Origin of the sequence: Sphingomonas sp., from assembly GCF_035944535.1 — a bacterium.
Classification (GTDB): Bacteria; Pseudomonadota; Alphaproteobacteria; order Sphingomonadales; family Sphingomonadaceae; genus Sphingomonas_B.
In genome coordinates, this window is sequence record NZ_DASZBC010000014.1 from 286,174 (window position 1) to 309,743 (window position 23,570).

The window sequence follows — 23,570 nt, forward strand, 5'->3', positions numbered from 1 at the left end:
ATGAGTTTCGCTCAATTCCTGCGCATCCTGGCGGCGCGTAAGGCGATCATCCTGGCGACGCTGATCGCCTGCTTCCTGGCCGCGACGATCACCGTCCAGCTGCTTCCGGAGCGGTATGAGGCGCGCAACCGCGTGCTGATCGACTTGAGCCGGCAGGATTTGATCGGCAGCGGGCCGATGTCGGCCAGCGCTATCTCCTCCTATGTCTCGACACAGGTCAAGCTGATCAAGGACGTGCAGACCGCCGGCATTGTCGTCGACCAACTCGGCTGGACGTCGGACCCCGCCTACCAGGCTGCGTTCGAGGCGGCGGGCCGTCCAGGCGGCGACATTCGCGACTGGCTGGCGCAGCGCATTATCGAAAATACCGAGGCGAATTTCGTCGAGGCGAGCAGCATCATCGAGATCAGCTATCGCGGCAACGATCCCGCTTCGACCCAAGGCATCGCCCAGGCGATCCGAGAAGCCTTTCTGAAGCTCAACCGCGACCAGAAGACGAACAATGCGCAGCGCAGCGCAGCGTCGTTCGAGGAACAGGCACGTCGCGCGCTCGCCGAAGTGACGAAGGCCGAGGAAGAGCGTACCCAATATGCCAAGGCCAATGGCATCGTGCTGCAGGCCGGCAATATCGACCTTGAAAACTCGAAGTTGACCGCCTTGTCGAGCGCCGCCGCGGCGCCGACCGCACCTCAAGTGGTGCCGGGCGTGCAGGCGAACCCGCAGGTGGCGATCTTGCGCCAGCAGGTGGAAACCGCCCGCCAGACCTTGGGGCCCAACCATCCGCAACTCCAGGCGATGCAGCGGCAGCTTGCCGCGTTGCAGGCGGAGTCGGGGCGGTCCACCGGCAGCGTGATCCAGGGCACCAGCCGCGCCGAGATCGAAGGTGCCTATCAGGCGCAAAAGGCACGCGTGCTCGCCCAGGCCGACAAGATCGACCGGCTGAACCAGATGCAGTCGGACATCATCGTCAAGCGCGACCAGTATCAGAAGCTCGTCGCCAAGGCCGAGGAAGCGAAGGCCGAGGCGTTGAGCCAGACGCCGCTTGAGCCGATGGGCAACACCAACCTGCCCGACCAACCGGTCTGGCCGAACAAGCCGCTGGTGATCTTCGGCGCGATCGCGCTGGGCCTCGTGCTGGGTGTGCTGCTCGCGCTGCTCGTCGAACTGCTGGCCCGCCGTGTGCGCAGCGAGGACGATCTGGAGTTCGCGACCGGCGCGCCGGTGCTGGCCGTGGTCGGCCAGCCCAAGCAGGACAATTTCCTGGTGGCCTGGGTACGGCGACTGATCGACCGCGAGGGCGCCAGCCGGCGCCGCGCGCTGGCGGAGGCGTGACGAGATGAGCATGAAGATGGCGCTCCAGGAAATGGAGCAGGACGCGGTCGCCCCGGCGCGCGCGCTCGAACGGGTCGAGCTTTCGCCAAGCCATGCGCCGGCGATCGAATCGGTAATGATCAACGATCCGCAAGGTCTGGAGGCGGAATCGATCCGTGCGCTGCGGACGCGTTTGGCCGCTCAGCATCTGCGCGAAGGCCGGCGGTCGCTCGCCGTCTGCGCGGCCGCCGCGGAAGCGGGCTGCACCTATGTCGCCTTGAACCTGGCCGTCGCCATGGCCCAAGCGGGCGTGCGCACCGCGATCGTGGATGCCAATCTGCGCAATCCGATGATCGCCGATCTGTGCAGCCTGCCGCTCTCCATGCCGGGCCTGGCCGATTATCTCTCCAATGACGGGGTCACTCTGGCGGACATCGTCGATGCCGAGCTGATGCCGAATCTTGCGGTGATCGGCGGCGGCGAGCCTCCCCACAATCCGCAGGAATTGCTGTCCGGCGCGCGGTTCCGCGGGCTCGTCGACCAGCTGCTCCGCGAATATGACCTGACCATCTTCGACACGCCGCCCGCCAACATCTGTTCGGACGGCCAGCGGGTCGCCACCATGGCGGGCTTCAGCCTGATCGTGTCACGCAAGCACCAAAGCTATGTCGAGGATGTGAAGACGCTCGCCAAACAGCTCCGCGCCGACCGCTCGGTGGTGGTGGGCTCGATCCTGAACGATTTCTGATGGAAATGCCCGCTCGAGCCCTGCGGCCGCAGCCGCTCCTGCTCCAGATGCTGGCCAAGCACTGGCCGCTGCTCGGCGGCATCGCCCTGCTGCTCGTGCCGACGATGATCGGCATTGCGACCCAGTCCTGGACCGGAGAGGCGGGCGTGCACGGCCCGATCGTGCTCGCGACCGGCATCTGGCTGTTCGCGCGACGCTGGAAGGAGTTGCAGAGCATCCAGCAGCCCGGCCGCTGGACATGGACGCTGGCGCTGCTGGTGCCGTCGCTGCTGGCTTATGCATTCAGCCGCGCCTTCGGCTTCCTTGCGACGGAAGCATTGGCACTGGGCGGCGTGTTCGTGGCCATCTTCTATGGCTGGTTCGGTGCCGAAGCGGTCAAGCGCATGTGGTTTCCGCTGCTCTACATGGCATTTGTCGTGCCGATGCCCGGCTGGGTGGTGACGACGCTCACCTCGCCGATGAAGGAATGGGTGTCGTGGAGCGCGACCTGGCTGTTGGGCAAGGCCGGCTATCCGATCGTGCGGGAGGGCGTGACGCTGTACGTCGCGCAATATCAGCTGCTGGTGGAGGACGCCTGTGCGGGCCTCAACTCGCTGATCAGCCTTACTGCCATCAGCCTCTTCTACATCTACATCCTGCACAACGCCTCCTGGCGCTATGCGCTGTTCCTGATGTTCTGGATCATCCCGGTGGCGCTGCTGGCCAATCTGGTGCGGGTGATCATCCTGGTGCTGATTACCTATCATATGGGCAATGCGGCGGCGCAGGGCTTTCTCCACTCGACGGCAGGACTGGTGATGTTCGCGACCGCGCTGATAGGCATCTTCATGGTCGACGGGCTGATGACGCCGGTACGCCGTTTGCTGACGAGGAAAGCGGCATGATCAATCGACGCGAGCTGATCATCGGCGGCGCTTGCCTGGCGACGGCGGCGACCGCCGAAGTGTTGCGCCCGAACCGCCGGGTCTCGCTGCTGGCCGAGGGCCAAAAGCTGGACAACGGCATCCCTCGCGCCTTTGGGCAATGGGAGATGCGCGACAGCGACGGGGTATTGGCACCGCAAAGCGAGGACAGCCTCGCGGCCAAGCTGTACAACCAGACGGTCACGCGCATGTATGCCGGGCCGGACGAAAGCCTAATCATGCTGCTGATCGCTTATGGCAACACGCAGAGCGACACGCTGCAACTGCATCGGCCGGAGGTTTGCTATCCGGCCTTCGGCTTTGAGGTGACCGAAAGCCGGCCCACCGCTCTGCCCCTTGCAGGTGGCGTTGCAATCCCCGGACGCGACCTGGTCGCCGTCTCGCCCGGCCGTGAAGAACGCATCAGCTATTGGACTCGCGTCGGCGAATATCTGCCGGTCGACAATGGCGAACAGCGGCGGATGCGCTTCCGCACCGCTCTTGCGGGTATTATTCCTGATGGCGTACTGGTCCGCATCTCCAACATGCAAGCGGATGCGAAGGCGGGCTTTGCGATGAACGCGCGCTTCGCCGCCGATCTGATCCGGGCCGTCCCGCCGGCCTATCGGCCCGCGCTCGTCACGACAGAAAAAGCGCGCCAGCTGGCGAGCGCCGCCTGACCGAAAGTCCGCGGCGGCCGATCAGGGGCGCGGAACAGGGGATTGATGCTGCAAGAACCGACCATCACCGCCGCCGAAAGCGCCTCGACCGGTATCGCCCGGTCGAGTGCTTCGCGCTCGCCGGTGCTTCTGGAGGTCGGCATTCTCGGGCTTCGGGCGGTCGAAATGCTTGCCGTCGGTGCAACGGCCTGGCTCGCGGCGGGCTTCGCGCTCGAGCTGATCCCGCGCGGCATGGAGGCCGCCTATAGCAATGCCGCACTAATCGCCTGTCTGTTCTACGCGGCGCTGGCCGAGGTGACCGGCTGCTACGATATCGATACCCGCTTTTCCGTCCGGACCGGCTGGACGCGCGTAATGACCGCCTGGCTTTCGACCGGCATGTTCTTGATGACTTTGGGCTTTTTGCTCAAAGTGTCGGAGGATTTCTCGCGCGCCTGGGCGCTGACCTGGTTCGGCACCGGCGCGGCCGCTTTGCTCGGCGTACGTGCGGCGGGCACGATGTGGATGCAGCGCCTTAAGAAACAGGGCGTGTTCAACCACCGCGTGGCGATTTTTGGCGCGGGCTCGCAAGGCGACCGCCTGGCCAAATATATTCTCGGCAACGAAAAGCTGACAATCGACCTGCTCGGCTTTTTCGACGACCGGCTGCCGGAGCGGTTGCCCGAGCGCGAAGTGCATCTGCCGCTCTACGGCAATCTGTCTGACCTGATCGGGCATATCCGGCAAGGCGAGATCGACCAGGTGATCGTCGCCCTGCCATGGTCGGCCGAAAAGCGCCTGCAGGAAGTCGTCGCCGAGCTTGCCATCACGCCGGTCCGGATCCGCCTGGCGCCGGACCTCGCCACCTTCGCCTTCTCGCAGCGCCCAGTAGTCCTGCTCGGCGACCTGCCGGTGATGACGCTGTTCGAACGGCCGATTTCAGGCTTCGACCAAATCGTCAAACGGATCGAGGATCTGGTGCTGACCAGCATCGGCTTGATCTTCGTGCTGCCGCTATTCGCGATCATTGCGATCGCGATCAAGCTCGACAGCCCTGGCCCGGTCTTCTTCCGGCAGGACCGCGAGGGTTTCAACAATCAGCGGTTCCGCATCTGGAAGTTCCGCTCGATGCGGGCCGACCGCTGCGAGGCGGACGGCATCACCCAGGCGCGCAAGGACGATGACCGGATCACGCGCGTCGGCCGCATTCTGCGCCGCACCAGTCTCGACGAACTGCCGCAGCTGTTCAACGTCATGACCGGCGAAATGTCGCTGGTCGGTCCACGTCCCCACGCGCCGTCCACCAAGGCGGGCGATCGCGTCTTTTCCGACGTGGTCTCCCACTATGCGGCGCGGCACAAGGTGAAGCCCGGGATGACCGGCTGGGCGCAGGTTCATGGCTGGCGCGGCGAGACCGACACGGAAGAGAAGCTGCTCAAGCGGCTCGAGCACGACCTTTACTATATCGAGAATTGGTCGGTCCTGCTCGACCTCTACATATTGATGCGTACGGTTGTCACGCTGGCGTTCCAAAAGACTGCATATTGAACGGCTTAGTTCCGCCGCTCGCCGCTTGAGGGGCACGTCTCGGCGCTTTGTAGTCGTGCGTTAACCGGGCGCTCTCTAGCGCCGGTGACATGTCGCGGGGGCGGCACAACAAGCATAAAGAACTTCGTGCTCACTCGAACCTGTCGGGGGGTTCCCGATTAGCGTTCCGAGTGCGCGATACCTTCGATCCAATCTCGGCGCTGTGCCGATTCAGCAACCCGCCGCATACGCGGCCGTCCGGGGGGACGACTCATGGCCATTATCAACGTTACCAATGCAGCCCAGCTGCAGACCGCGCTTTCGACTGCGGTCGGCGGCGACACGATCATGCTGGCGGCCGGGAACTACGGCAATGTCAGCATCTACAACCGGAACTATGCGTCGAACGTTACGCTCCAGGCCTCTTCCTGGAGCAATCGCGCGCACATGGACGGGCTGTTCGTCTCCAAATCGTCGAACATCACCTTCAAGGGCCTTGATCTCGGCCGAGCGTTGAATGCGGGCGAGTCCAAGGAGTTCACGCAGCTTAACTGGATCCGCGACTCGAGCAACATCCGGTTGAACGGTGTGCAGATCCATGGCTCGCGCGACAATGACCCAACCAACGACGGTGTCGGCATGGTCGTGTCGGCTGTCACCAACTTTCGCGCCGATCTCTCCAATTTTTCCGAGCTGTTTCGCGGCATTTTCGTCCAGGCAAGCACCAATGCCACGCTGCAGTCGAACAGCTTCAAGACCATCCGCTCCGACGGTATTCTCGCCGCCGGCAACAATGGCATGATGATCGACGCCAACAGCATGACCGACTTCCGCCCCATCGCGGGAGATCATGCCGACGGCATCCAGTTCTGGAACACCGGCCAGACGGTCGGCTCCAGCAACGTAACGATCCGCAACAACGTAATTGCGCCCGGCGCGACCAGCGGTGAGGGGGTCGGCGGGGTGCAGGGCATCTTCATCTGGGACCCCGGCACGCTCGGCTACAAGAACTTCAATATTCAGAATAATCTGATCTACAGCCACAGCGCATGGAATGGCCTGACGGTGAACGGCCTTCATGGCGGCCAAATCACGGGCAACACCCTGGTGTCGCAGAGCGGCGACCCCGAATATCTCTGGATACGGGCCGAGAACAGCAGCAGCCTGACGTTGAAGGGGAACATCGCCGAGGACGTGGTGCTCAAGAACGTCACCGGCCTGATCGACACGGGGAATATCGACCTGTCCAACACGCCGACGCTGCGTTCGCTGATCCCGGACCCCGATTCTCCGGATACACTCAGCCAGCTGATTACCCCCGGCTATGGTTTCCAAATGCCGGTCGCAACCAACAGCGCCGCCTATGCGACGGTCAACGCCGACGCATCCACCTTCTATGCGCCGGTCTCGCCGGTCCTGGCGCATGTGGAATCCTTCGTCGCCCTGCCCTGATCCTCAGGTCACCAGCCGCCGAAGCGTGTCCACCCGGTCCGCTTCGGCGGCGGGCTTGTCGGTGCGGATGCGGGCGATGCGGGGAAAGCGCATCGCCACGCCGGACTTGTGCCGGCTCGAGCTATGTATCGAGTCGAAGGCGACTTCGAACACTAGGCTCTTCTCCACCTCACGCACAGGGCCGAAGCGCTGGACCGTGTGCTTGCGCACCCAGCGATCAAGCCATTTCAGCTCCTCGTCGGTGACGCCCGAATAGGCCTTGCCGACCGGCAGCAACTCGCCTTCTTCCGTCCAGCAGCCGAAGGTGAAGTCGGAGTAGAAGGACGAGCGGCGGCCATTGCCGCGCTGAGCGTACATGACGACGCAATCGGCGGTGAGCGGATCGCGCTTCCACTTGTACCAAAGGCCGACGCGCCTTCCCGCGACATAGGGGCTGTCGCGACGCTTCAGCATCACGCCTTCGATTGCGGCGTCGCGGGCCCCGGCGCGAATAGCTTCGAGCGTGGTGAAATCCTCCGCCTCGATTAGATTGGAGACGTCGAACCGGTCCGGATCGAGTGCGGCAGCAAAGGCTTCGAGCCGCTGCCGGCGGGCCGTCCAGGGCAGCTCGCGCACATCCTCGGCGCCGTCGAACAGGATGTCGTAGAGGCGGACAAAGGCGGGATAGTCGGACAGCATCTTGCCCGTGACCGCCTTCCGGTTGAGCCGCTGCTGGAGCGCATTGAAGCTCGCCGCCGCGCCGCCATGCTCGTCGGCGCCCTGCGCTTCCCCCTTTACCATCAGTTCGCCGTCGAGCACGCCGGGGGTGCGGAAGGCGGCGGCGATCTCGGGAAAGCCGCGGGTGATGTCGTCGCCGGCGCGGCTGTAGAGCCGCGTCTCGCCGCCGGCATGAACGAGCTGGACGCGAATGCCGTCCCATTTCCACTCAGCCGCATAGTCGGCCATGTCGACGCGCAGATCTTCCAAGCCATGGGCGAGCATGAACGGCCGGAAAACCGGCAGCTCGGAAGCGAGCGGCTGCGGCGCTTGACCTTCCGCCCAGGCGAACAGCGTCGGATAGGGCGGGCCGATGCCGTGCCAAACCTCCTCGACTGCCGCGACATCAAGCCCGAACGCCTCGGCGAGCGCGGTCTTGGCGAGCCGCGCCGTTACGCCGACGCGGAGCGCTCCCGTCGCCATCTTGAGCAGGGCGAACCGCTCTTCGGGCTCCATCCGATCGAGATGAGTGGCGAGCACGCCCGGCGCCTCGGAGCGGGACAGGGCACGGAGTCGCTCCACCACTGCGCCGAGCGACAGATCGAGCGGCGTGTCGGGTACCCGCTCGGGCCGCGGCCAGATGAGCGAGACCGTCTCCGCGGTGTCGCCGACATAGTCGCGGCTGAGCCAGAACAGGGTGGGGTCCACCCGCTCTTCGACCAAGGCGCGGATCAGCGCGGGCTTAACGGCGGGCAGGTCGAGATCGCCGGTCAAGGCAGCGAGCGCCCAGCCGCGGTCGGGATCCGGCGTTGCGCGAAGATAGTCGCCGATCAGCTTCAGCTTGGCGTTGCGCGACCGCGTATAGACCAGCCGTTCAAGCAGGGTCGCGAAGGCGCGCATGGCAGGGACAACCTCCGCCCGATCGTTTCAGTTCCGGGATGACTGCAGCAGGGGCAACACCTGCTCGAGCAAGGCCTGGTCGGCGGCGGCGATCACCTGACCGCCGCTACCTTGCTGAAGGGTCGAGCCCGACCAATCGGTCATGCGCCCGCCCGCGCCTTCGACCACCGGCACCAACGCGGCATAGTCGTAGAGCTGAAGGCCTTGTTCGACCACTAGGTCGACCTGGCCCGATGCGAGCAGGGCGTAGTTATAGCAATCGCCCCCGAGTAGCGTGTCTCCTGTGGCGCCGCGCAGTGCATCGAATGGCGGGCAGAACCACGGCGCGGTGGTGGCGAAGATCGCTTGGCCGAGACTGCGGCCTTTGCGAGTCTTAGCCGGCTTGCCGTTGAAGAAGGTGGGATGCCCTGCGGCGCCGATCCAGCGCTCTCTGGAGATGGGCTGGTCGATCACGCCCAGCACCGGCCGGCCTTGCTCCAGCAGCGCGATCAGCGTGCCGAAGATGGGGCGGCCGGCAATGAAGGACCGTGTGCCGTCGATCGGGTCGAGCACCCAGACCCGCTCCGCATCGCTACGCTCTTCGCCATATTCCTCGCCGATAATGCCGTCGCGCGGCCGTTCGCGGTTGAGTAGCGTGCGGATCGCCGCCTCCGCTTCTTGATCGGCTTGGGTGACCGGCGACGCGTCTCCTTTTACTTCCTGGTCGAACGCTGCGCGGAAGTAGGGCCGGATCGCTGCGCCACTCGCGTCAGCCAGAGCGTGAGCGAGCGCGATATCCGCCCCGGAAGCCACGCGTTTAGCGGGTCACGTTATATTGCAGCTGGTCGGGCGTCAGCTGGAAGCCGACGAGCAGTTCGAAGCTTGCGCGCGCCACGGCCGCGCGGACGCCCGGCTCGCTCATCGGATCGACGGCGGCATCCTCGTCGCCCGCCCGCCGACGGCGCGTGATCTGCTTGCGCACATCCTCGGGCAAAGTGGCGGCGGCACGGGCAATCACGCTCGACCCTTGAGCCGAGGCGGTGGCGCGGTCCTGGCCCGCGGCGAAGCTGATCGCGACGCGGCTTATCCGCTTGGCGACGACGACATTGCCGCCGCGCACGATGGTCACGAAATAGGGAAGCACGACCTCGCGCGGCGCTGTCGCATCTCGGCGGCGGGCCTGCACGTCGAAGGTGGTGGTCGCCACCACCTCAGCGCCGCTCTCATCGCAGCTGGTGCGCAGATTGGTGATGACGGCGGTCACATCGATCGCGCGCGCGTCGCGGCTTTGCGGCGGGTCGAACAAGGTAATGTCGCCGGTGTGGGCAGGGATGCCCACCGCCGGGCAGGCCGAACGCGCGGCGAGCACGCCCCCGTTTGTGATCTCGCCTTCGCGGCTGGCGCAGGCGCCGAGCGTCAAGAGAAGGGCAGCGGCAGACAGGGTGCGAAGCGACAAAGATCGTTCCTCTGGGCGAAGAGTTGGCGAAATCCATAGGAAGGCGCTTTGATGCAGGCAAGCAATCGCTTATCTGAGCGCAGGCATGGCCTCCCTTCCTCCCCTGAAGCTGCTGATTGCCGCCCCGCGCGGCTTTTGCGCCGGCGTGGACCGCGCGATCCGGATCGTCGAGCTCGCAATCGAGCGGTTCGGCGCGCCCGTCTATGTACGTCACGAGATCGTGCACAACCGCTTCGTCGTCGATGCGCTGCGGGCGAAGGGCGCAGTATTTGTGGACGAGCTGGACGAAGTGCCGGATTCCGCGCCTGTGATCTTCTCGGCCCATGGCGTGCCCAAGTCGGTGCCGGCGGAAGCCGAGGCGCGCCGATTGCAGTATCTCGACGCGACCTGCCCGCTCGTCTCCAAGGTGCACAGCCAAGCCGAAAAGCTTGTGCAGGCGGGAAGGCACATCCTCTTCATCGGCCATCGCGGCCATCCCGAAGTGATCGGCACCTTCGGCCAAGTGCCTGAGGGCGTGATGACTCTGGTGGAAACGGTCGAGGATGTGGCGGCGCTCGCTCCGACCGATCCCAACAATCTGGCATTCCTTACCCAGACGACATTGTCGGTGGACGATACGGCCGAGATCATTTCCGCGCTGAAGACCCGCTTCCCGAGCATTGCCGGCCCGCGCGGCGAGGATATCTGCTATGCCACTTCCAACCGTCAGGCGGCGGTCAAGGCGATAGCACCCCTTTGCGACGCGATGCTGGTCATTGGCGCACCGAACAGCTCCAACTCACTGCGGCTGGTTGAAGCGGCCGAACGGGCTGGCACGCGGGCGATGCTCGTGCAGCGCGGATCCGATGTCGACTTCGCCTGGCTCGACGGCGTGAAGATTCTTGGCCTGACCGCCGGCGCTTCGGCACCCGAGTTGCTGGTCCGCGAAGTGGTCGCGCGGCTGGCGGAGCAGTTCGCGATCGAGGAGGAGCAGGTCGAGACCGCTCAGGAGAATATGATCTTCAAGCTTCCGCGCGCGCTGCAGGCGGCTTAGCCAGCGTCCGCGCCAGCGCTTCGACCAGCGCATCGCGACTATAGGGTTTGCGCACCAGTTCGAAGTCGCGCGCATCGCCTTTGAGTACATCGGCGCTATAGCCAGTCGCCAGCAGCACCGGCAGCGCCGGCGCATCCTCGCGCAGCCGCTTAGCAAGTTCGATGCCGCTCAACCCGGGCATTACGACATCGCTGAAGACGAGATCGACGGAACTGCCCTTCAACAACGCAAGCGCTTCGTCGCCGGACGAGGCGGACTGCACCTTGAAGTCCAGATCCTCGAGCAACTGGCGGGCAAAGGCGCTGACCTGCTCATTGTCCTCGACCAGCAGCACGGTCAGGCCGTTCGGAAGCTCGGGCAGTTCCGTCTCGGTAATCGCCGAACTCAACGCAGCATGGCTTCGCGGCAGCAACAGGCGCACGGTTGTCCCCTCGCCTTCGCGGGACTCGATCTCCGCCCGCCCGCCGGTCTGTGCCGCGAACCCGTGTATCTGCGACAGGCCCAGTCCAGTGCCCTTGCCGGTCGGCTTCGTCGTGAAAAAGGGTTCGAAGGCCCGCTCGCTCACCTCGGCGGGCATGCCCCAGCCATTGTCCTGCACCGCGACGCAGACGAAATCCTCTTCGCCCGGCCGGTTCGCCGTCGACAGGGTTATGGTGCCGCCGTCTGGCATTGCGTCGCGGGCGTTTATCGCCGCGTTCAGCAGGGCGGTTTCCAGTTGGGTCGGGTCGGCCTCGATCAGCCAAAGGCCGGGCTGAAGATCCAGCCGCACCTCGATCGTCGAGCCGAGCGTGCGGGCAAGCACATCGGCGAACGCGTCCAGCCGGACGTTCAGGTCGAGCACTTCCGGCTGCAGCGCCTGGCGGCGGCTGAAGGCGAGCAAATGGCTGGTCAGGGTCGCCGCGCGGTCCGCCGTGGAGACGATCGCCTCGACGTAGCGCTGCCGGCGCTCTTCGCTCAGCCCTTCGCGGCCAAGCAGTTCGGCCGAGCCGCGGATCACGGTGATCAGATTGTTAAAATCATGGGCGATGCCGCCGGTCAGCTCACCCAAGGCCTGGAGCTTTTGCGACTGGGCGAGCGCGGCCCGGGTGACTTCCAGCTCTTCCTCGGCGCGCTTCCGGTCGGTGACGTCGCGCGTGATCTTCCCGAACCCGATATGATTGCCCTGGTCGTCGAAGATCGGATCGATGACCACGCTGGCCCAGAACAGACTTCCGTCGATGCGCTTGCGCCATGCCTCGGTCTCGTACTTGCCCTCGCGCAGTGCGGTGGCCAGCGCGCGCTCGGGAATGCCGGCGGCGCGGTCCTCATCGGTGTAGAAGATCGAGAAATGCTTTCCGACGATCTGCTCGGCCGTATAGCCCTTGATGACCTCGGCGCCGGAATTCCAGTTGGTGATGATGCCCTGCGTGTCGAGCATGTAGATGGCGTAATCGCGCACGCCCTGGACCAGCATGCGGAAGCGCTGCTCGCTTTCGTGCAGCGCTCGCTCCGCCTCCTTCCGCTCGGTGATGTCCCGGGTGATCTTGGCGAAGCCGATCACCTCTCCATCGGGTGATTTGACTGGATCGAGGACCACATGCGCCCAGAAGCGCCGTCCGTCCTTGCGGACGCGCCAGCCTTCGGCCTCGAAGCGTCCTTCGCGCGCGGCAGTCTCCAGCGCGCGCCAGGGCAGGCGCGTCGCCAGATCCTCGGGCGTGAAGAACCGCGAGAAATGATGCCCGATGATCTCGTCGGCGCTGTAGCCCTTGAATCGTTGGGCGCCGGGATTCCAGGTCGCGACCTTGCCTTCGCGATCCAGCATGTAGATCGCGTAATCGGTCACGGCGTTGACGAGCAGCTGAAAGCGGTCGTTCGGCGAAATGGAAAAGGCGCCGTTCTGATCGGCCATGGAACGTCCTGCGGAGCCGAACTTGCGTCCGGCCGGGATTGGGCCCCCGCCCGGACGCAGTTCCTATTGGCATCGCACCTTAAATCAAGCGGCGATCAGCCCGCCCGCTTCACCGCGCCCTTATGCGCCCCGACGCTGCCGCTGCGGCGGCGGAACGGGCGGTGCGGACGGTCGCCCGCGGGCCGCGCGCGCTGCTCGTCGTGCCGGCGCTGGGCAGTCGGCTTGGCCTGAACCGGCTTGGGCAGCAAAGCCTTGGCCTTTTCGAAGCCTTCCGGCAGCGGTACCGGCTGCAGCGCCACGCGGGTGAGACGCTCGATCTGCTTCAGATAAGTGCGTTCCTCGCCATCGACAAAGGCGATCGCGATGCCGCTCTTGCCAGCGCGCGCCGTGCGGCCGATGCGGTGGACATATTGCTCGGCCACGTTCGGCAGCTCGTAGTTGAACACATGGCTGACGCCCGACACGTCGATGCCGCGCGCGGCGATGTCGGTCGCGACGAGGATCTTGATCTCGCCCGAACGGAAGGCCTGCAGCGCCTGGGTCCGCTGCGGTTGGCTCTTGTTGCCGTGAATAGCGGCACAGCCGATGCCAGCCGCCTGCAGGTTGCGAACCACTTTGTCCGCGCCATGCTTGGTGCGGGTAAAGACGAGCGCGCGGTCGATGTCTTTGGACTTGAGCGTCAGCGTCAGCAGCGCCGTTTTTTCCGCCTGGTTGACGAAGGTGACGAACTGCTCGACCCGCTCCGCGGTCGAGGCGACCGGCGTCACCGCGACCTTGACCGGATCGGTCAGGAAGCGGTCGCCGAGCTCCGCGATCGTCTTCGGCATGGTGGCCGAAAAGAACAGGCTCTGGCGCTGCTTGGGCAGCATCTTGTCGATGCGCTTCAGCGCGTGGATGAAGCCCAGGTCGAGCATCTGGTCAGCCTCGTCGAGCACGAAGATCTCGACATCGCGCAAAGTCAGCGCACGCTGGTCGATCAGGTCGAGCAGGCGGCCGGGCGTGGCGACGAGCACGTCGACGCCGCCCCGCAGCTTGTTGATCTGCTTGCCGATCGGCACGCCGCCGAACACCGTCTCGACCGACACACGCATGAAGCGCGCATAGTCGCGGAAGCTGTCGGCGATCTGCGCGGCCAGCTCGCGAGTCGGCGAGAGGACGAGCATGCGGCAGCCCTGGAGCGGCCGGGGCTTGGGGTGACGCGCGAAATAGTCGAGGCTTGGCAGCGCGAATGCCGCCGTCTTGCCGGTGCCGGTCTGGGCGATGCCGCACAGGTCGCGGCCCTGGAGCAGCGGCGGGATCGCCTGGGTCTGGATCGGAGTCGGCACGGTATAGCCCTTGGCGGCAAGCGCCTTGGTCAAGGGCTCGACAAGGCCGAGGTCGGTAAACTTGGTCATGAAATACTCGCAATATGCGCTTGGCGGCGCGCAAGGCTGCGCAGCCGCGAGACGCGGGGTTGTTCTGACAACCCGCGTGAAAAGGGAAGCCTGTTGCAGGGAGGCGCTAAGCGGTTCCGGCCGGGCTCTCACAAGAGCTGTTCACGCTGCCAGACCATCGGGGCCGAGCCCCGTGCGCACCGGCCATATGGGGGAGAAGTATGAACAAAGCAAGGTCAGCCGTGACCTCGTCATTGCGAGGAGCCAAAGCGACCAAGCAATCCAGCCGCGCTGAAGCTGGATTGCTTCGCTGCGCTCGCAATGACGAGGCTGTCACAATCGCTCCAACACCAGCCATTTCCGGTCGCCGCTCCAGCGTTTCTCCACCTCCGCCAGCGTCGCGCGATTGTCCCGGCCAAGGCCGGCCTCGGCCTGAGCGCGTCCCCAAAGCGCCCAGGCGCTGCCGGGACGGCGGAGCAGCGCGCGGTCGAACGCGGCCTTGGCCCGGCGCGCATCGCCTGCCTTGAACAACGCGGCGCCGAGTGCGGCTTCGGGCGGATGGTGCCAGGCCGGGGGCTCGCGATAGGGCAGCGCCGCATCCGCCTTGGCCGCTCTGGCAAAACGGCTCGCCGCGCCCTGGTAGTTGCGCGTCGCGAAGTTGATGCGGCCGATCGCCATATGCTCGGCGATGCGGATGAGCGGCAGCGCTTCCTCGTCCGGCTTGTCGCGCATCCGCTCGCGCCGCATCAGGAAGATCTCCTGCCGCGCCTCGGCAAGGCGGTTCTCGCGGGCGAGCGCTTCGGCGCGGAGCGAACGCCAGATCTGGCGCAGCACCGGCTGACCGGCATGCGGCTCCGGCAGCTTCAACAGATCGGCCGCCGTGCCGAACTGCGCGCGCGCCTGCAGCGCCGTGGCGAGCAGCACCTGGGCGAAAACCGGTCCGCGCGGATGGGCGCCCGATGCGGCCTCGAGCTGGGCCGCCGCTGACAAGGCCGTCGCCGCATCGCCGACCTGTTCGGCCGCCGATACGATGAAATGGCTGTGGTGGCGGAAATAGCCGTAAAAGGGCTTCGCCTCGTTCAGCCTTGACGCCATGGCGTCATCGACCTGGATCGCGCGCTTGTTGGCCCGGATCGCCGCGTCGAACCGGCCGACCCGGTAATAGGTATGGCTCGGCATATGGACGAGGTGGGCGGAAGCGGGCGCCGCCACTTCGAGCATATCGGCCGCGCGCTCGGCCTTGCCAGGCTGCAACGAAGCTTCGGTCAGGTGAATGTAGAGGTGCTGTGCCTGAGGCTGGTCGGGATTGCGCGCCAGCACCGTCTCGATCAGCTTTAGCGCGCGGCCGCCCCAAGGCAGCGGCGTGCGTCGGTCCGCCTGCCAATAGTCCCAAGGCCTGACTTCCATTGCCGCTTGGCCGGCGAGCACCAGCACGACATCGTCCGCGGGATGAGCCTCGGCCAGTCGCGCCAGCGCCTCGGCATAGGCGACGCCATGCACCGCCAGCTTGTCATCGGCCGGCGGCGCGGGCGCATAGCGCGCGGCGAGCGCTTCGGCGAGACCGCGTTCGAGCGGGTTCAGCCTGCCTTTCAGCGCCTGTTCGACGAGCCCGCGCGCCCTTTCGATCTTCGCCGGATCGGCAGGCCCGCTGTTCTGATGGGGTCCGAGCGCCAGCGCCTCGCCCCAGCGGCACATGGCGCAGTCCGGATCGATCGCGCTCCCGCGTGCGAAGCTCCGCTGGGCCTTTTCATATTCGAAGCCGTAGATCAGCGCCAAACCCTGATCGAAGTAACGCTGCGCCTCCGCACTCGCCAAGGAAAGCGGGAAGTGCACCTTGGCAAGCCCGTCGATCAACGGCATCGCCTTGGCCGGCGAGCCGGCTACCGGCGCCTTGCAGCCATTGGCCGACTGATATGAGGGCTCCAGCTTCTTCAGCTGATCGGCGGCCTCTTGGGACTGCGCCCCTGAGGGAGCAAGCAGCGGCAGGGCGAGCGCCAGACCTCCGATGCCGAGCCACACCTTGCCCATGCCAATCTCCCCTCTTCAGCCGGGCGCACCCTAACCCCGGAACGGAGGGGACGTAAGTGCGTGTCTCGACTTCGCTCCACAGGGGCGGTTAGGAAGAGCCCATGAAGAAGATCGCCATCGCCCTGCTGCTCACCGCCCTCGCCACACCCGCTGCCGCTGCGCTGACGGCTGCCGAACGCAAGATGAGCGCGACCGTTGATGCGGAGCATGGCCGGTCGGTCGCCCTGCTCGAAAAGCTCGTCAACCAGAACTCCGGATCGCTGAACATCGAGGGCGTGACGAAAGCCGGCGAGATGATGCGCGCGGAGTTGGAGCCGCTTGGCTTCGATGTGAAATGGGTGCCGATGACTGAGGCTAAGCGCGCCGGGCACATCGTCGCCACGCACAAGGGCAATGGCCGGGGCAAGCGCCTGCTGCTGATCGGCCATCTCGACACCGTGTTCGAGGCCGATTCGCCGTTCCAGCGCTTCCGCCGCATCGACGACAACAAGGCCGAGGGGCCCGGCATCGACGATGACAAGGGCGGCATGGTCGTGATGGTGGCGGCATTGAGGGCGATGCAGGCGGCCGGCACGCTCAAGGACGCCGATGTCGAAGTGGTGCTCACGGGTGATGAAGAGGATGTCGGCGAACCGGTCGAAATCGCCCGCCGCGACCTGATCGCGGCCGGCAAACGTGCCGATGTCGCGCTCGACTTCGAAGGTCTGGTGGTGATCGACGGCCAGGACTGGGGCTCGATCGCACGCCGCTCATCGTCGAGCTGGACCCTCAAGGTGACGGCGCAGGGCGGCCATTCCAGCGGCATTTTCTCGGAGCGGGCCGGCGACGGCGCGATCTACGCTGCCTCCCAGATCATCACGGCCTTCCGCAAAGAACTGCCCGAACAGAACCTGACCTATAATGTCGGCCTGCTGCTGGGCGGCGAACGGGCCGAGCTGGACAAGGACCAGATCCGCGGAACTGCGGCCGGCAAGACCAACATCATCCCGCAAATCGCCATCGCCCGTGGCGACATGCGCACGCTTGCCGACGAACAGACCACGCGCGTGCAGGAGAAGATGAAGGCGATCGTCGCGCGCAGTTTTCCCGGCGCCAAGGCCGAGATCAGCTTCGATCAAGGCTATCCGGCGATGGCGCCGACCCAAGGCGCCAAGGAGCTGCTCGCCAGGCTCAATGTCGTGAACCAAGACCTGGGGCTGAAGGAGATGCCGGCGCTCGATCCGCTGCGGCGCGGCGCGGGCGACATCGCCTTTGTCGCCAAGGATGTGGACGGTCTGGTCGGGCTCGGCACCAGCGGCGAAGGTGCGCACGCGCTTGGCGAAACCGTCGATCTCGACAGCATCCGCCGCCAAGCCAAACGCGCCGCGATCCTGATGACGCGGCTGAGCCGGGAGAAGAGGTAATCGTCATTGCGAGCGAAGCGAAGCAATCCAGTGCGGCACTCGAAGCCACTTGGATTGCTTCGTCGCGTCGCTCCTCGCAATGACGATTAGGCCGCAACTTTCTCCGCTTCTGCCCCTTCGGCCGCTTCCAGCAGCCGCTTCTCGAGCGCCTTGAGGCGCGCCGGAGCCGCGATCTTCTCGCCCAACAGGTCGGTCACGTAGAAAGTGTCGACCGCGCGCTCGCCATAGGTCGCGATATGGGCGGAATGGATCGTCACCTTCGACTGGAAGAGGGCATAGGCGAGCGCATAGAGCAGCGCCGGGCGGTCGCGCGCATTCACTTCGATGACGGTGAAACGGTTCGACGCACGATTGTCGATCAGGACATTGGCGGCGATCGGAAAGGCGTCGGCGCGGGGCCGTGGCAACGGCTTGGCGGAGAGACGTTCGGTCAGCGCGCTGCGGTTAACCAGGGCTTCTTCGACGCTGGCCTTGAGCCGCTTCAGCCGCGCTTCGTCGTCGAACGGGCGGCCGAACGGGTCCTGCACCAGGAAGTTGTCGAGGGCCATGCCGTCGCGCGTGGTGTGAATCCGCGCATCGATGATGCTGCCGCCGGCTAGATGGATCGCGCCGGCGATGCGGTAGAAGAGGCCGGGATGGTCGCTAGCATAGATGGTGACCAAAGTCGCGCCGCGCTCCGGATCCGGCGCGGCGTCGATCCGCAGCCCCTCCCATCCGGCTGCATCGATCGACCGGGCGTTGCGCTCGAGCACGTCGACGGGCTCGGCCACCCAATAGGGCTCCGGCAAACGCTTGGCGAATGAGGCGAAGCGCGCTTCGTCCCAGCCGAGGCGCGCCCGCAGCTCGCGCTGCTTCGCCTCGATCCGCTCCTTGCGGCCGGTCTGCTTATGGCCGAGCCGGAGCACTTCCTCGGCCCCGTCGAACAGGTCGGCAAGCAACTGCCTTTTCCACCCATTCCAGACGCCGGGTCCTACGGCGCGGATGTCGACGATCGTGAGCACCAGCAGCAGCTTGAGCCGCTCGGGGCTCTGCACCGCCTCGGCAAAGTCGAGGATCGTCTTGAAATCCGACAAGTCGCGCTTGAACGCGGTCGCCGACATCAACAGGTGGTGCCGCACCAGCCAGGCGACCGTTTCCGTCTCCGCTGGCGAAAGACCGAGGCGCGGACAGAGCGACAGCGCGATCTCGGCGCCGAGCACGCTATGGTCGCCGCCGCGGCCCTTGGCGATGTCGTGGAGCAGCACGGCCACGTAAAGAACGCGTCGCGACACGATCTGCCGTATGACGGACGTCGCGATCGGATGCTCGTCCTTGAGGTCGCCGCTCTCGATCCGGGCCAGCAGGCCGATGGCGCGGATCGTGTGCTCGTCGACCGTATAATGGTGATACATGTCGAACTGGGTCTGCGCGACGACGCGGCCGAAATCCGGCACGAAGCGGCCGAACACGCCGGCCTCGTTCATCCAGCGCAGCACTGTTTCGGGGTCGCGAGGTGACGTCAAAACGTCAAGAAACAGCCCGTTGGCGCGCGGATCGGCGCGGACCTTGGCATCGATCAGCCGCGCGTCGCGCCGGGCGCAGCGGATCGCGGCGGGGTGAATCTCCAGCCCATGCTTGTCCGCTAGCGCGAACATCTCGATCAGCCGCACCGGGTCTTCTTCGAGAAAGTCGTCCGACGGCAAAGCGAGCCGGCCGCGCACCAGCTTGAAGCCGTTCAGCTTGCGTGGGCGGCGGGGGATGGCAGCGAGGGTGAAGCGACGCCCGCGGCTGGCGAATTGCTCGTCGAGGTGGGCGAGGAACAACCCGGTCAGGTCGCCGACCGTCTTCGCCTGCAGGAAATAATATTGCATGAAGCGCTCGACAGCGGATTTGCCGGGCCGCGTCGCGTATTGCATCCGCTCGGCGATCTCGCGCTGGTAATCGAAGGTCAGCCGCTCCTCGGCACGCCCGGCGACCATGTGCAGATGGCAGCGCACCGCCCAGAGGAAGTTCTCGGCACGCTGGAATTGATGAAGCTCCTCGCGGCTGAGGAGTCCGGCGTCCACCAGCCCTGCGACCGAGTCGACGCGGTGGATATATTTGCCGATCCAGAACAGCGCGTGAAGGTCGCGAAGGCCGCCCTTGCCTTCCTTGACATTCGGTTCGACCACATAGCGGCTGTCGCCCATGCGCCGGTGACGCTCATTCCGCTCCTCGAGTTTGGCGGCGACAAAATCCTTATCGGTGCCGGCAACCACCTCGCGGCGGAAGCGCTGCGCCGCTTCGCCGCTGAGCGCTTCGTCGCCCCAGACGAAGCGCGCTTCAAGCAGCGCGGTGCGGATGGTCAGGTCCGACTTGGCGAGCCGCACCATATCGTCGAGCGATCTGCTCGAGTGGCCGACTTTCAGCCCCAGGTCCCAGAGGGTGTAGAGCATCGACTCAATGACCTGCTCGACCCAGCCGGTCTGCTTCCATGGGGTGAGGAAGGCGATGTCCACGTCCGAATGTGGAGCCATTTCGCCGCGCCCATAGCCGCCGACCGCCAGCACCGCGATGCGTTCGCCCGCCGTTGGATTGTTAGCGGGGTAGAGTCGTTGCGTGGTGAAGTCGTAGGTGAGGCGCAAAATCTGGTCGATCAGAAAGGCCTGCGCGCCGGCCGCCTCCAGGCCGCGCGAAGGGTTGAGCAGCAGGCGGTCCGCAATCTCGGTCCGGCCATGGTCGAGCGCTCCCTTCAAGATATCGACCAGTTGCCGGCGGAGCGCGGTGCCATCGCCTCCCAGTTGCGCGAAGCGCTCCGCCAGTGCCCGTCGATCGATGATCGCACGGCGGTAAGGCACGGAGTCGATGCGGCTGGCCATAGACGCTACATAGGCGCACGGAGCAGAAAGGGGGAGAGATGAGCGCACATCCGCTCAACCGGCCAGTCTGGAATGCGCTGGCGACGCGACAATCTGGGCTGTCGATCGGTGATGAACGGGCGCGCCGCTATCGGCCCGAGATCAACCTTTTCGCCGCAGCAGCTGAGACAGGCGATGGCGAAGCGCTTGCTTGGCTTGCGGGCGACAGCGTGATCGGCACCGTGGAGCCGGAGCCGGTCGCGGCTCTTCCGGGCATGACGTTGCAGAAGCAGGCGATCGTCAACCAGATGGTGGCGGAGCAATCGCCCGGCTTGCCGGACGGTTTCCTCTATCAACTGCTCGGCGACACCGATGCGGCCGAGATGCTCGAACTAGCAACAATGACCGAGCCGGGACCGTTCTTCGCGAACACCCACCTGATGGGCCACTTCATCGGCGTGCGGGAGCAGGGGCGACTGGTCGCCATGGCCGGGCAGCGGATGCGGGTGCCTGGCTTCACCGAAGTAAGCGCCGTCTGCACTCATCCGGAGCATCGCGGGCGCGGCTATGCCGGCAAGCTGATGCGCGTGCTGATCGACCGCATCGTCAGCGAGGGCGATGCGGCGTTCCTGCACGTCTATCCGGACAATGCTGGGGCCATCGCCTTGTACGAAGCGCTGGGCTTGCGCTTCCGGCGTCAGCTGCACTTCCAGACCTGGTCCCGGACCCAACCCCGTTTGAGCTGAGCTTGTCGAAGCTCTGGTCCTTCTTTCCGGGGCATGAAGAGAGGAGCAGGCCTTCGACAAGCTCAGGCCGAACGGAGAAGGGTTGATCACTCCCTCGCTAGCGCCTTGAGGCGGTACAGCGTTTCCAGTGCCTCCCGCGGCGTAAGCGAGTCGATGTCGAGGGCTTCCACCTCGGCGCGGATCGCGTCGCATTGTGCCTCTTCGGCCTGGGCGGTGGCGGCGAACAGGGGCAAGTCGTCAAGACCGGCTGCGATGCCGCCGGTTTTTTCGCGCCCTGACTCCAGCCGCTTCAGCACTTCGCGCGCGCGGGCGAGGACCGGCTGCGGCAGGCCGGCGAGCTTGGCGACGGCAAGGCCATAGCTGCGGTCGGCGGCGCCGTCGGCGAGTTCGTGCAACAACACCAGGTCGCCCTTCCACTCTCGCGCGCGGACATGGTGGAGCGACAGGGCGTCCAGCTTGCCCGCGAGGCGCGTCAGTTCGTGATAATGAGTGGCGAACAGGCAGCGGCAGCGATTGCTCTCGTGCACGGCCTCGACCACCGCCCAAGCGATGGCGAGGCCGTCATAGGTGGACGTGCCGCGCCCGACCTCGTCCAATATGACGAAGCTGTTCGGCGTCGCCTGGGCCAGGATGGCAGCGGTCTCGACCATCTCGACCATGAAGGTGGAGCGGCCGCGCGCGAGATTGTCGGAAGCGCCGACGCGGCTGAACAGCCGATCGACCAGGCCGAGCGTCGCCGAAGCAGCAGGGACATAGCTGCCTGCCTGGGCGAGCACGCAGATCAGCGCGTTCTGACGCAGGAAGGTCGATTTGCCGCCCATGTTCGGGCCGGTGACGAGCCAGAGGCGCGAGTCTTCGGACAAGCGGCAATCATTGGCGACGAAGCGGGCGCCGCTCTTCGCCACCGCGGCTTCGACGACGGGGTGACGGCCGGCCTCGATCTCAAGGCAGGGATGGTCGACCAGCGTAGGACGGCACCAGCCCGCCTCGACCGCCCGCTCAGCCAGCCCCGCCGCGACGTCCAGGCGGGCGATCGCATCGGCCGCTGCCGCAATGGCGTCACGCCGGGCCAGCGCTTGGGCAGTCAGGTCCTCGAGATGCGCCGCTTCCGCTGCGAGCGCGTGCGTCCCGGCCTGGGTGACGCGCATAGCCTGCTCGTGCAGTTCGGGCGCGTTGAAGCGGACGACACCGGCGAGACTTTGGCGATGGGTGAAGCCGGAGTCAGGCGCCATCAGCCGGTCGGCGCTGCGGGCGGGCACCTCGACATGATAGCCGAGCACGCCATTGTGGCGGATTTTGAGCGTCGCGATGCCGGTTTGCTCACGATAGCGCGCCTCGAGCGCGGCGATGGCGCGGCGCCCCTCTCCGCCAAGGCCGCGCAGCTCGTCCAGCGCAGCGTCATAGCCTTCGGCGATATAGCCGCCTTGGGACGCATCGAGCGGCGGGCTCGGCACAAGGGCACGGGCAAGGAGATCAACCAGCTCGGAATGACCTTGGAGCGCGGGCAGCAGCTGGGCGAGCAGTGCCGGCGGCTGGTCGATCCGCGCGAGCCGATCTCGCAGGCTGCGCGCCTCCGCCAACCCGTCGCGCAGTTGCGCCAGGTCGCGGGGCCCGCCCCGACCGGCGACCAGCCGACCCAATGCACGGCCAATGTCCGGCATGGCGCGCATCGCGGCGCGGGTGGCGTGGCGCAGCCCCTCGTCATGGAACAGCGTGACCAGATCGAGCCGCCCCTGAATGGCCGGGCGGCTGGTCAGCGGCGCACCAAGATCGGCGGCGAGCAGGCGTGCGCCGGCGCCGGTGACGGTCCGGTCGATGCAATCGAGCAGGCTGCCCGCTCGGCCGCCGCTCTGCGCCTGGGTCAGCTCCAGGCTTTCGCGAGTCGCCGCGTCGATCAGCATATGCTCGGCCGGCGAGCGCTGCTGCGGCCGCTGGAGGAAGGGCAGCGCGCCCTTGCCAACATGCTCGAGATAGGCGACCAGCCCGCCCGCCGCCGCCAGCCCGGCACGGCCGAAGCCGCCCAGCCCATCGAGCGTCGCCACTTCGAACAGCCCGCAGAGCCGGCGTTCCGCGGCGCCGCTGTCAAAGCTGGTCCGCGACCGCTCGACACAGTCGCAGCGGCTCCACCCCTCCGGCGCGATCACCTCGGCCGCGGCATAGTGCGCGAGTTCGGCGTTGAGCAGATCGGGCGCAATCTCCGCAATCTCGAAGCGGCCGGTCGAGATGTCTGCCGCCGCGATGCCGAGGGCGCCCCCCACTTCCGCCAGTGCCACCAGCCAATTGGACTTTCGCGCATCCAACAGCGTTTCTTCGGTGAGGGTGCCGGCGGTGACGAACCGGACAATGGCGCGGTCGACCAGCGCCTTCGAACCGCGCGCCTTGGCGGCTGCCGGCGACTCGGTCTGCTCGGCAATGGCGACCCGGTGCCCTGCCTTGATCAGCCGCGCGAGATAGCTTTCCGCCGCATGGACCGGCACTCCGCACATCGGGATCGGCGCGCCATCATGCTCGCCGCGTGCGGTTAGCGCGATGTCGAGCGTTGCCGCCGCCGCCTTCGCATCGTCGAAGAACAGCTCGAAGAAATCGCCCATTCGGTAGAAGAGCAGGCAATCGCCCGCTTCCGCCTTGAGACGCAGATATTGCGCCATCATCG

17 protein-coding genes are annotated in these 23,570 nt (G+C 65.9%); 9 read left to right on the forward strand and 8 right to left on the reverse strand.

Annotation, left to right across the window (positions count from 1 at the left end):
• The 6 genes from VGT77_RS14485 (at position 1) to VGT77_RS14510 (ending at position 6,599) form a co-directional block, all read left to right on the forward strand.
• Positions 1 to 1,332, forward strand: a complete 1,332-nt coding sequence (locus VGT77_RS14485) for a GNVR domain-containing protein (RefSeq protein ID WP_327463792.1) — start codon at positions 1 to 3, stop codon at positions 1,330 to 1,332.
• A 4-nt stretch (positions 1,333 to 1,336) separates the two neighbouring features.
• Complete coding sequence (locus tag VGT77_RS14490; protein ID WP_327463793.1) at positions 1,337 to 2,059, forward strand: CpsD/CapB family tyrosine-protein kinase; 723 nt, start codon at positions 1,337 to 1,339, stop codon at positions 2,057 to 2,059.
• 5 nt (positions 2,060 to 2,064) lie between these two features.
• Positions 2,065 to 2,943 carry an exosortase V gene (gene xrtV, locus VGT77_RS14495; RefSeq protein WP_327463794.1) on the forward strand — a complete coding sequence of 293 codons (879 nt, stop codon included), beginning with the start codon at positions 2,065 to 2,067 and terminating at the stop codon, positions 2,941 to 2,943.
• On the forward strand, positions 2,940 to 3,641 hold the full coding sequence (gene epsI / locus VGT77_RS14500) for an exosortase-associated protein EpsI, V-type (protein ID WP_327463795.1): 702 nt from the start codon (positions 2,940 to 2,942) through the stop codon (positions 3,639 to 3,641). Before xrtV ends, epsI begins: the two co-directional genes overlap by 4 nt.
• Before the next feature lie 45 nt (positions 3,642 to 3,686).
• Positions 3,687 to 5,168 (forward strand): undecaprenyl-phosphate glucose phosphotransferase, encoded by a 1,482-nt coding sequence (locus tag VGT77_RS14505; RefSeq protein WP_327463796.1) that lies wholly within the window; start codon positions 3,687 to 3,689, stop codon positions 5,166 to 5,168.
• Between the two features lie 252 nt (positions 5,169 to 5,420).
• Positions 5,421 to 6,599, forward strand: coding sequence for a right-handed parallel beta-helix repeat-containing protein (locus tag VGT77_RS14510; RefSeq protein ID WP_327463797.1), 1,179 nt, complete (start codon positions 5,421 to 5,423; stop codon positions 6,597 to 6,599).
• A gap of 3 nt (positions 6,600 to 6,602) precedes the next feature.
• On the opposite strand, the gene VGT77_RS14515 is transcribed toward VGT77_RS14510, so the two are convergent.
• Genes VGT77_RS14515 through VGT77_RS14525 form a run of 3 tightly spaced genes read right to left on the reverse strand, consistent with a single transcriptional unit; the run spans position 6,603 to position 9,630 of the window.
• Positions 6,603 to 8,195, reverse strand: a complete 1,593-nt coding sequence (locus VGT77_RS14515; RefSeq protein WP_327463798.1) for a cisplatin damage response ATP-dependent DNA ligase — start codon at positions 8,193 to 8,195, stop codon at positions 6,603 to 6,605.
• Positions 8,196 to 8,222: 27 nt separating this feature from the next.
• Entirely contained in the window at positions 8,223 to 8,987 is a 765-nt protein-coding gene (hisN, locus tag VGT77_RS14520; RefSeq protein ID WP_327463799.1) for a histidinol-phosphatase, read from the reverse strand.
• A 4-nt stretch (positions 8,988 to 8,991) separates the two neighbouring features.
• The gene (locus tag VGT77_RS14525; protein ID WP_327463800.1) at positions 8,992 to 9,630 is read right to left on the reverse strand and encodes a hypothetical protein; all 639 of its coding nucleotides are present in this window, start codon (positions 9,628 to 9,630) and stop codon (positions 8,992 to 8,994) included.
• An 85-nt stretch (positions 9,631 to 9,715) separates the two neighbouring features.
• Between VGT77_RS14525 and ispH the strand changes: the two genes are divergently transcribed.
• Entirely contained in the window at positions 9,716 to 10,663 is a 948-nt protein-coding gene (gene ispH, locus VGT77_RS14530; RefSeq protein ID WP_327463801.1) for a 4-hydroxy-3-methylbut-2-enyl diphosphate reductase, read from the forward strand.
• On the opposite strand, the gene VGT77_RS14535 is transcribed toward ispH, so the two are convergent.
• From VGT77_RS14535 to VGT77_RS14545, 3 genes are all read right to left on the reverse strand, one after another.
• On the reverse strand, positions 10,632 to 12,551 hold the full coding sequence (locus VGT77_RS14535; protein WP_327463802.1) for a PAS domain S-box protein: 1,920 nt from the start codon (positions 12,549 to 12,551) through the stop codon (positions 10,632 to 10,634). The two genes, ispH and VGT77_RS14535, sit on opposite strands and share 32 nt — an antisense overlap.
• A gap of 95 nt (positions 12,552 to 12,646) precedes the next feature.
• Positions 12,647 to 13,945, reverse strand: a complete 1,299-nt coding sequence (locus VGT77_RS14540; RefSeq protein ID WP_327463803.1) for a DEAD/DEAH box helicase — start codon at positions 13,943 to 13,945, stop codon at positions 12,647 to 12,649.
• Positions 13,946 to 14,257: 312 nt separating this feature from the next.
• Positions 14,258 to 15,952 (reverse strand): hypothetical protein, encoded by a 1,695-nt coding sequence (locus VGT77_RS14545; protein WP_327463804.1) that lies wholly within the window; start codon positions 15,950 to 15,952, stop codon positions 14,258 to 14,260.
• Positions 15,953 to 16,053: 101 nt separating this feature from the next.
• Here VGT77_RS14545 and VGT77_RS14550 point away from each other — a divergent pair, with 101 nt between their 5' ends.
• Positions 16,054 to 17,355: a M20/M25/M40 family metallo-hydrolase gene (locus tag VGT77_RS14550; protein WP_327463805.1), complete on the forward strand. Its 1,302-nt coding sequence runs from the start codon at positions 16,054 to 16,056 to the stop codon at positions 17,353 to 17,355.
• 86 nt (positions 17,356 to 17,441) lie between these two features.
• On the opposite strand, the gene VGT77_RS14555 is transcribed toward VGT77_RS14550, so the two are convergent.
• A complete protein-coding gene (locus tag VGT77_RS14555) occupies positions 17,442 to 20,192 on the reverse strand; it encodes a [protein-PII] uridylyltransferase (protein ID WP_327463806.1) in 2,751 nt (916 codons plus the stop codon).
• A gap of 38 nt (positions 20,193 to 20,230) precedes the next feature.
• Here VGT77_RS14555 and VGT77_RS14560 point away from each other — a divergent pair, with 38 nt between their 5' ends.
• Complete coding sequence (locus VGT77_RS14560; RefSeq protein WP_327463807.1) at positions 20,231 to 20,917, forward strand: GNAT family N-acetyltransferase; 687 nt, start codon at positions 20,231 to 20,233, stop codon at positions 20,915 to 20,917.
• Positions 20,918 to 21,003: 86 nt separating this feature from the next.
• Here VGT77_RS14560 and mutS read toward each other — a convergent pair whose 3' ends face one another.
• On the reverse strand, positions 21,004 to 23,568 hold the full coding sequence (mutS, locus tag VGT77_RS14565) for a DNA mismatch repair protein MutS (RefSeq protein WP_327464007.1): 2,565 nt from the start codon (positions 23,566 to 23,568) through the stop codon (positions 21,004 to 21,006).
• Positions 23,569 to 23,570 lie beyond the last annotated feature (2 nt).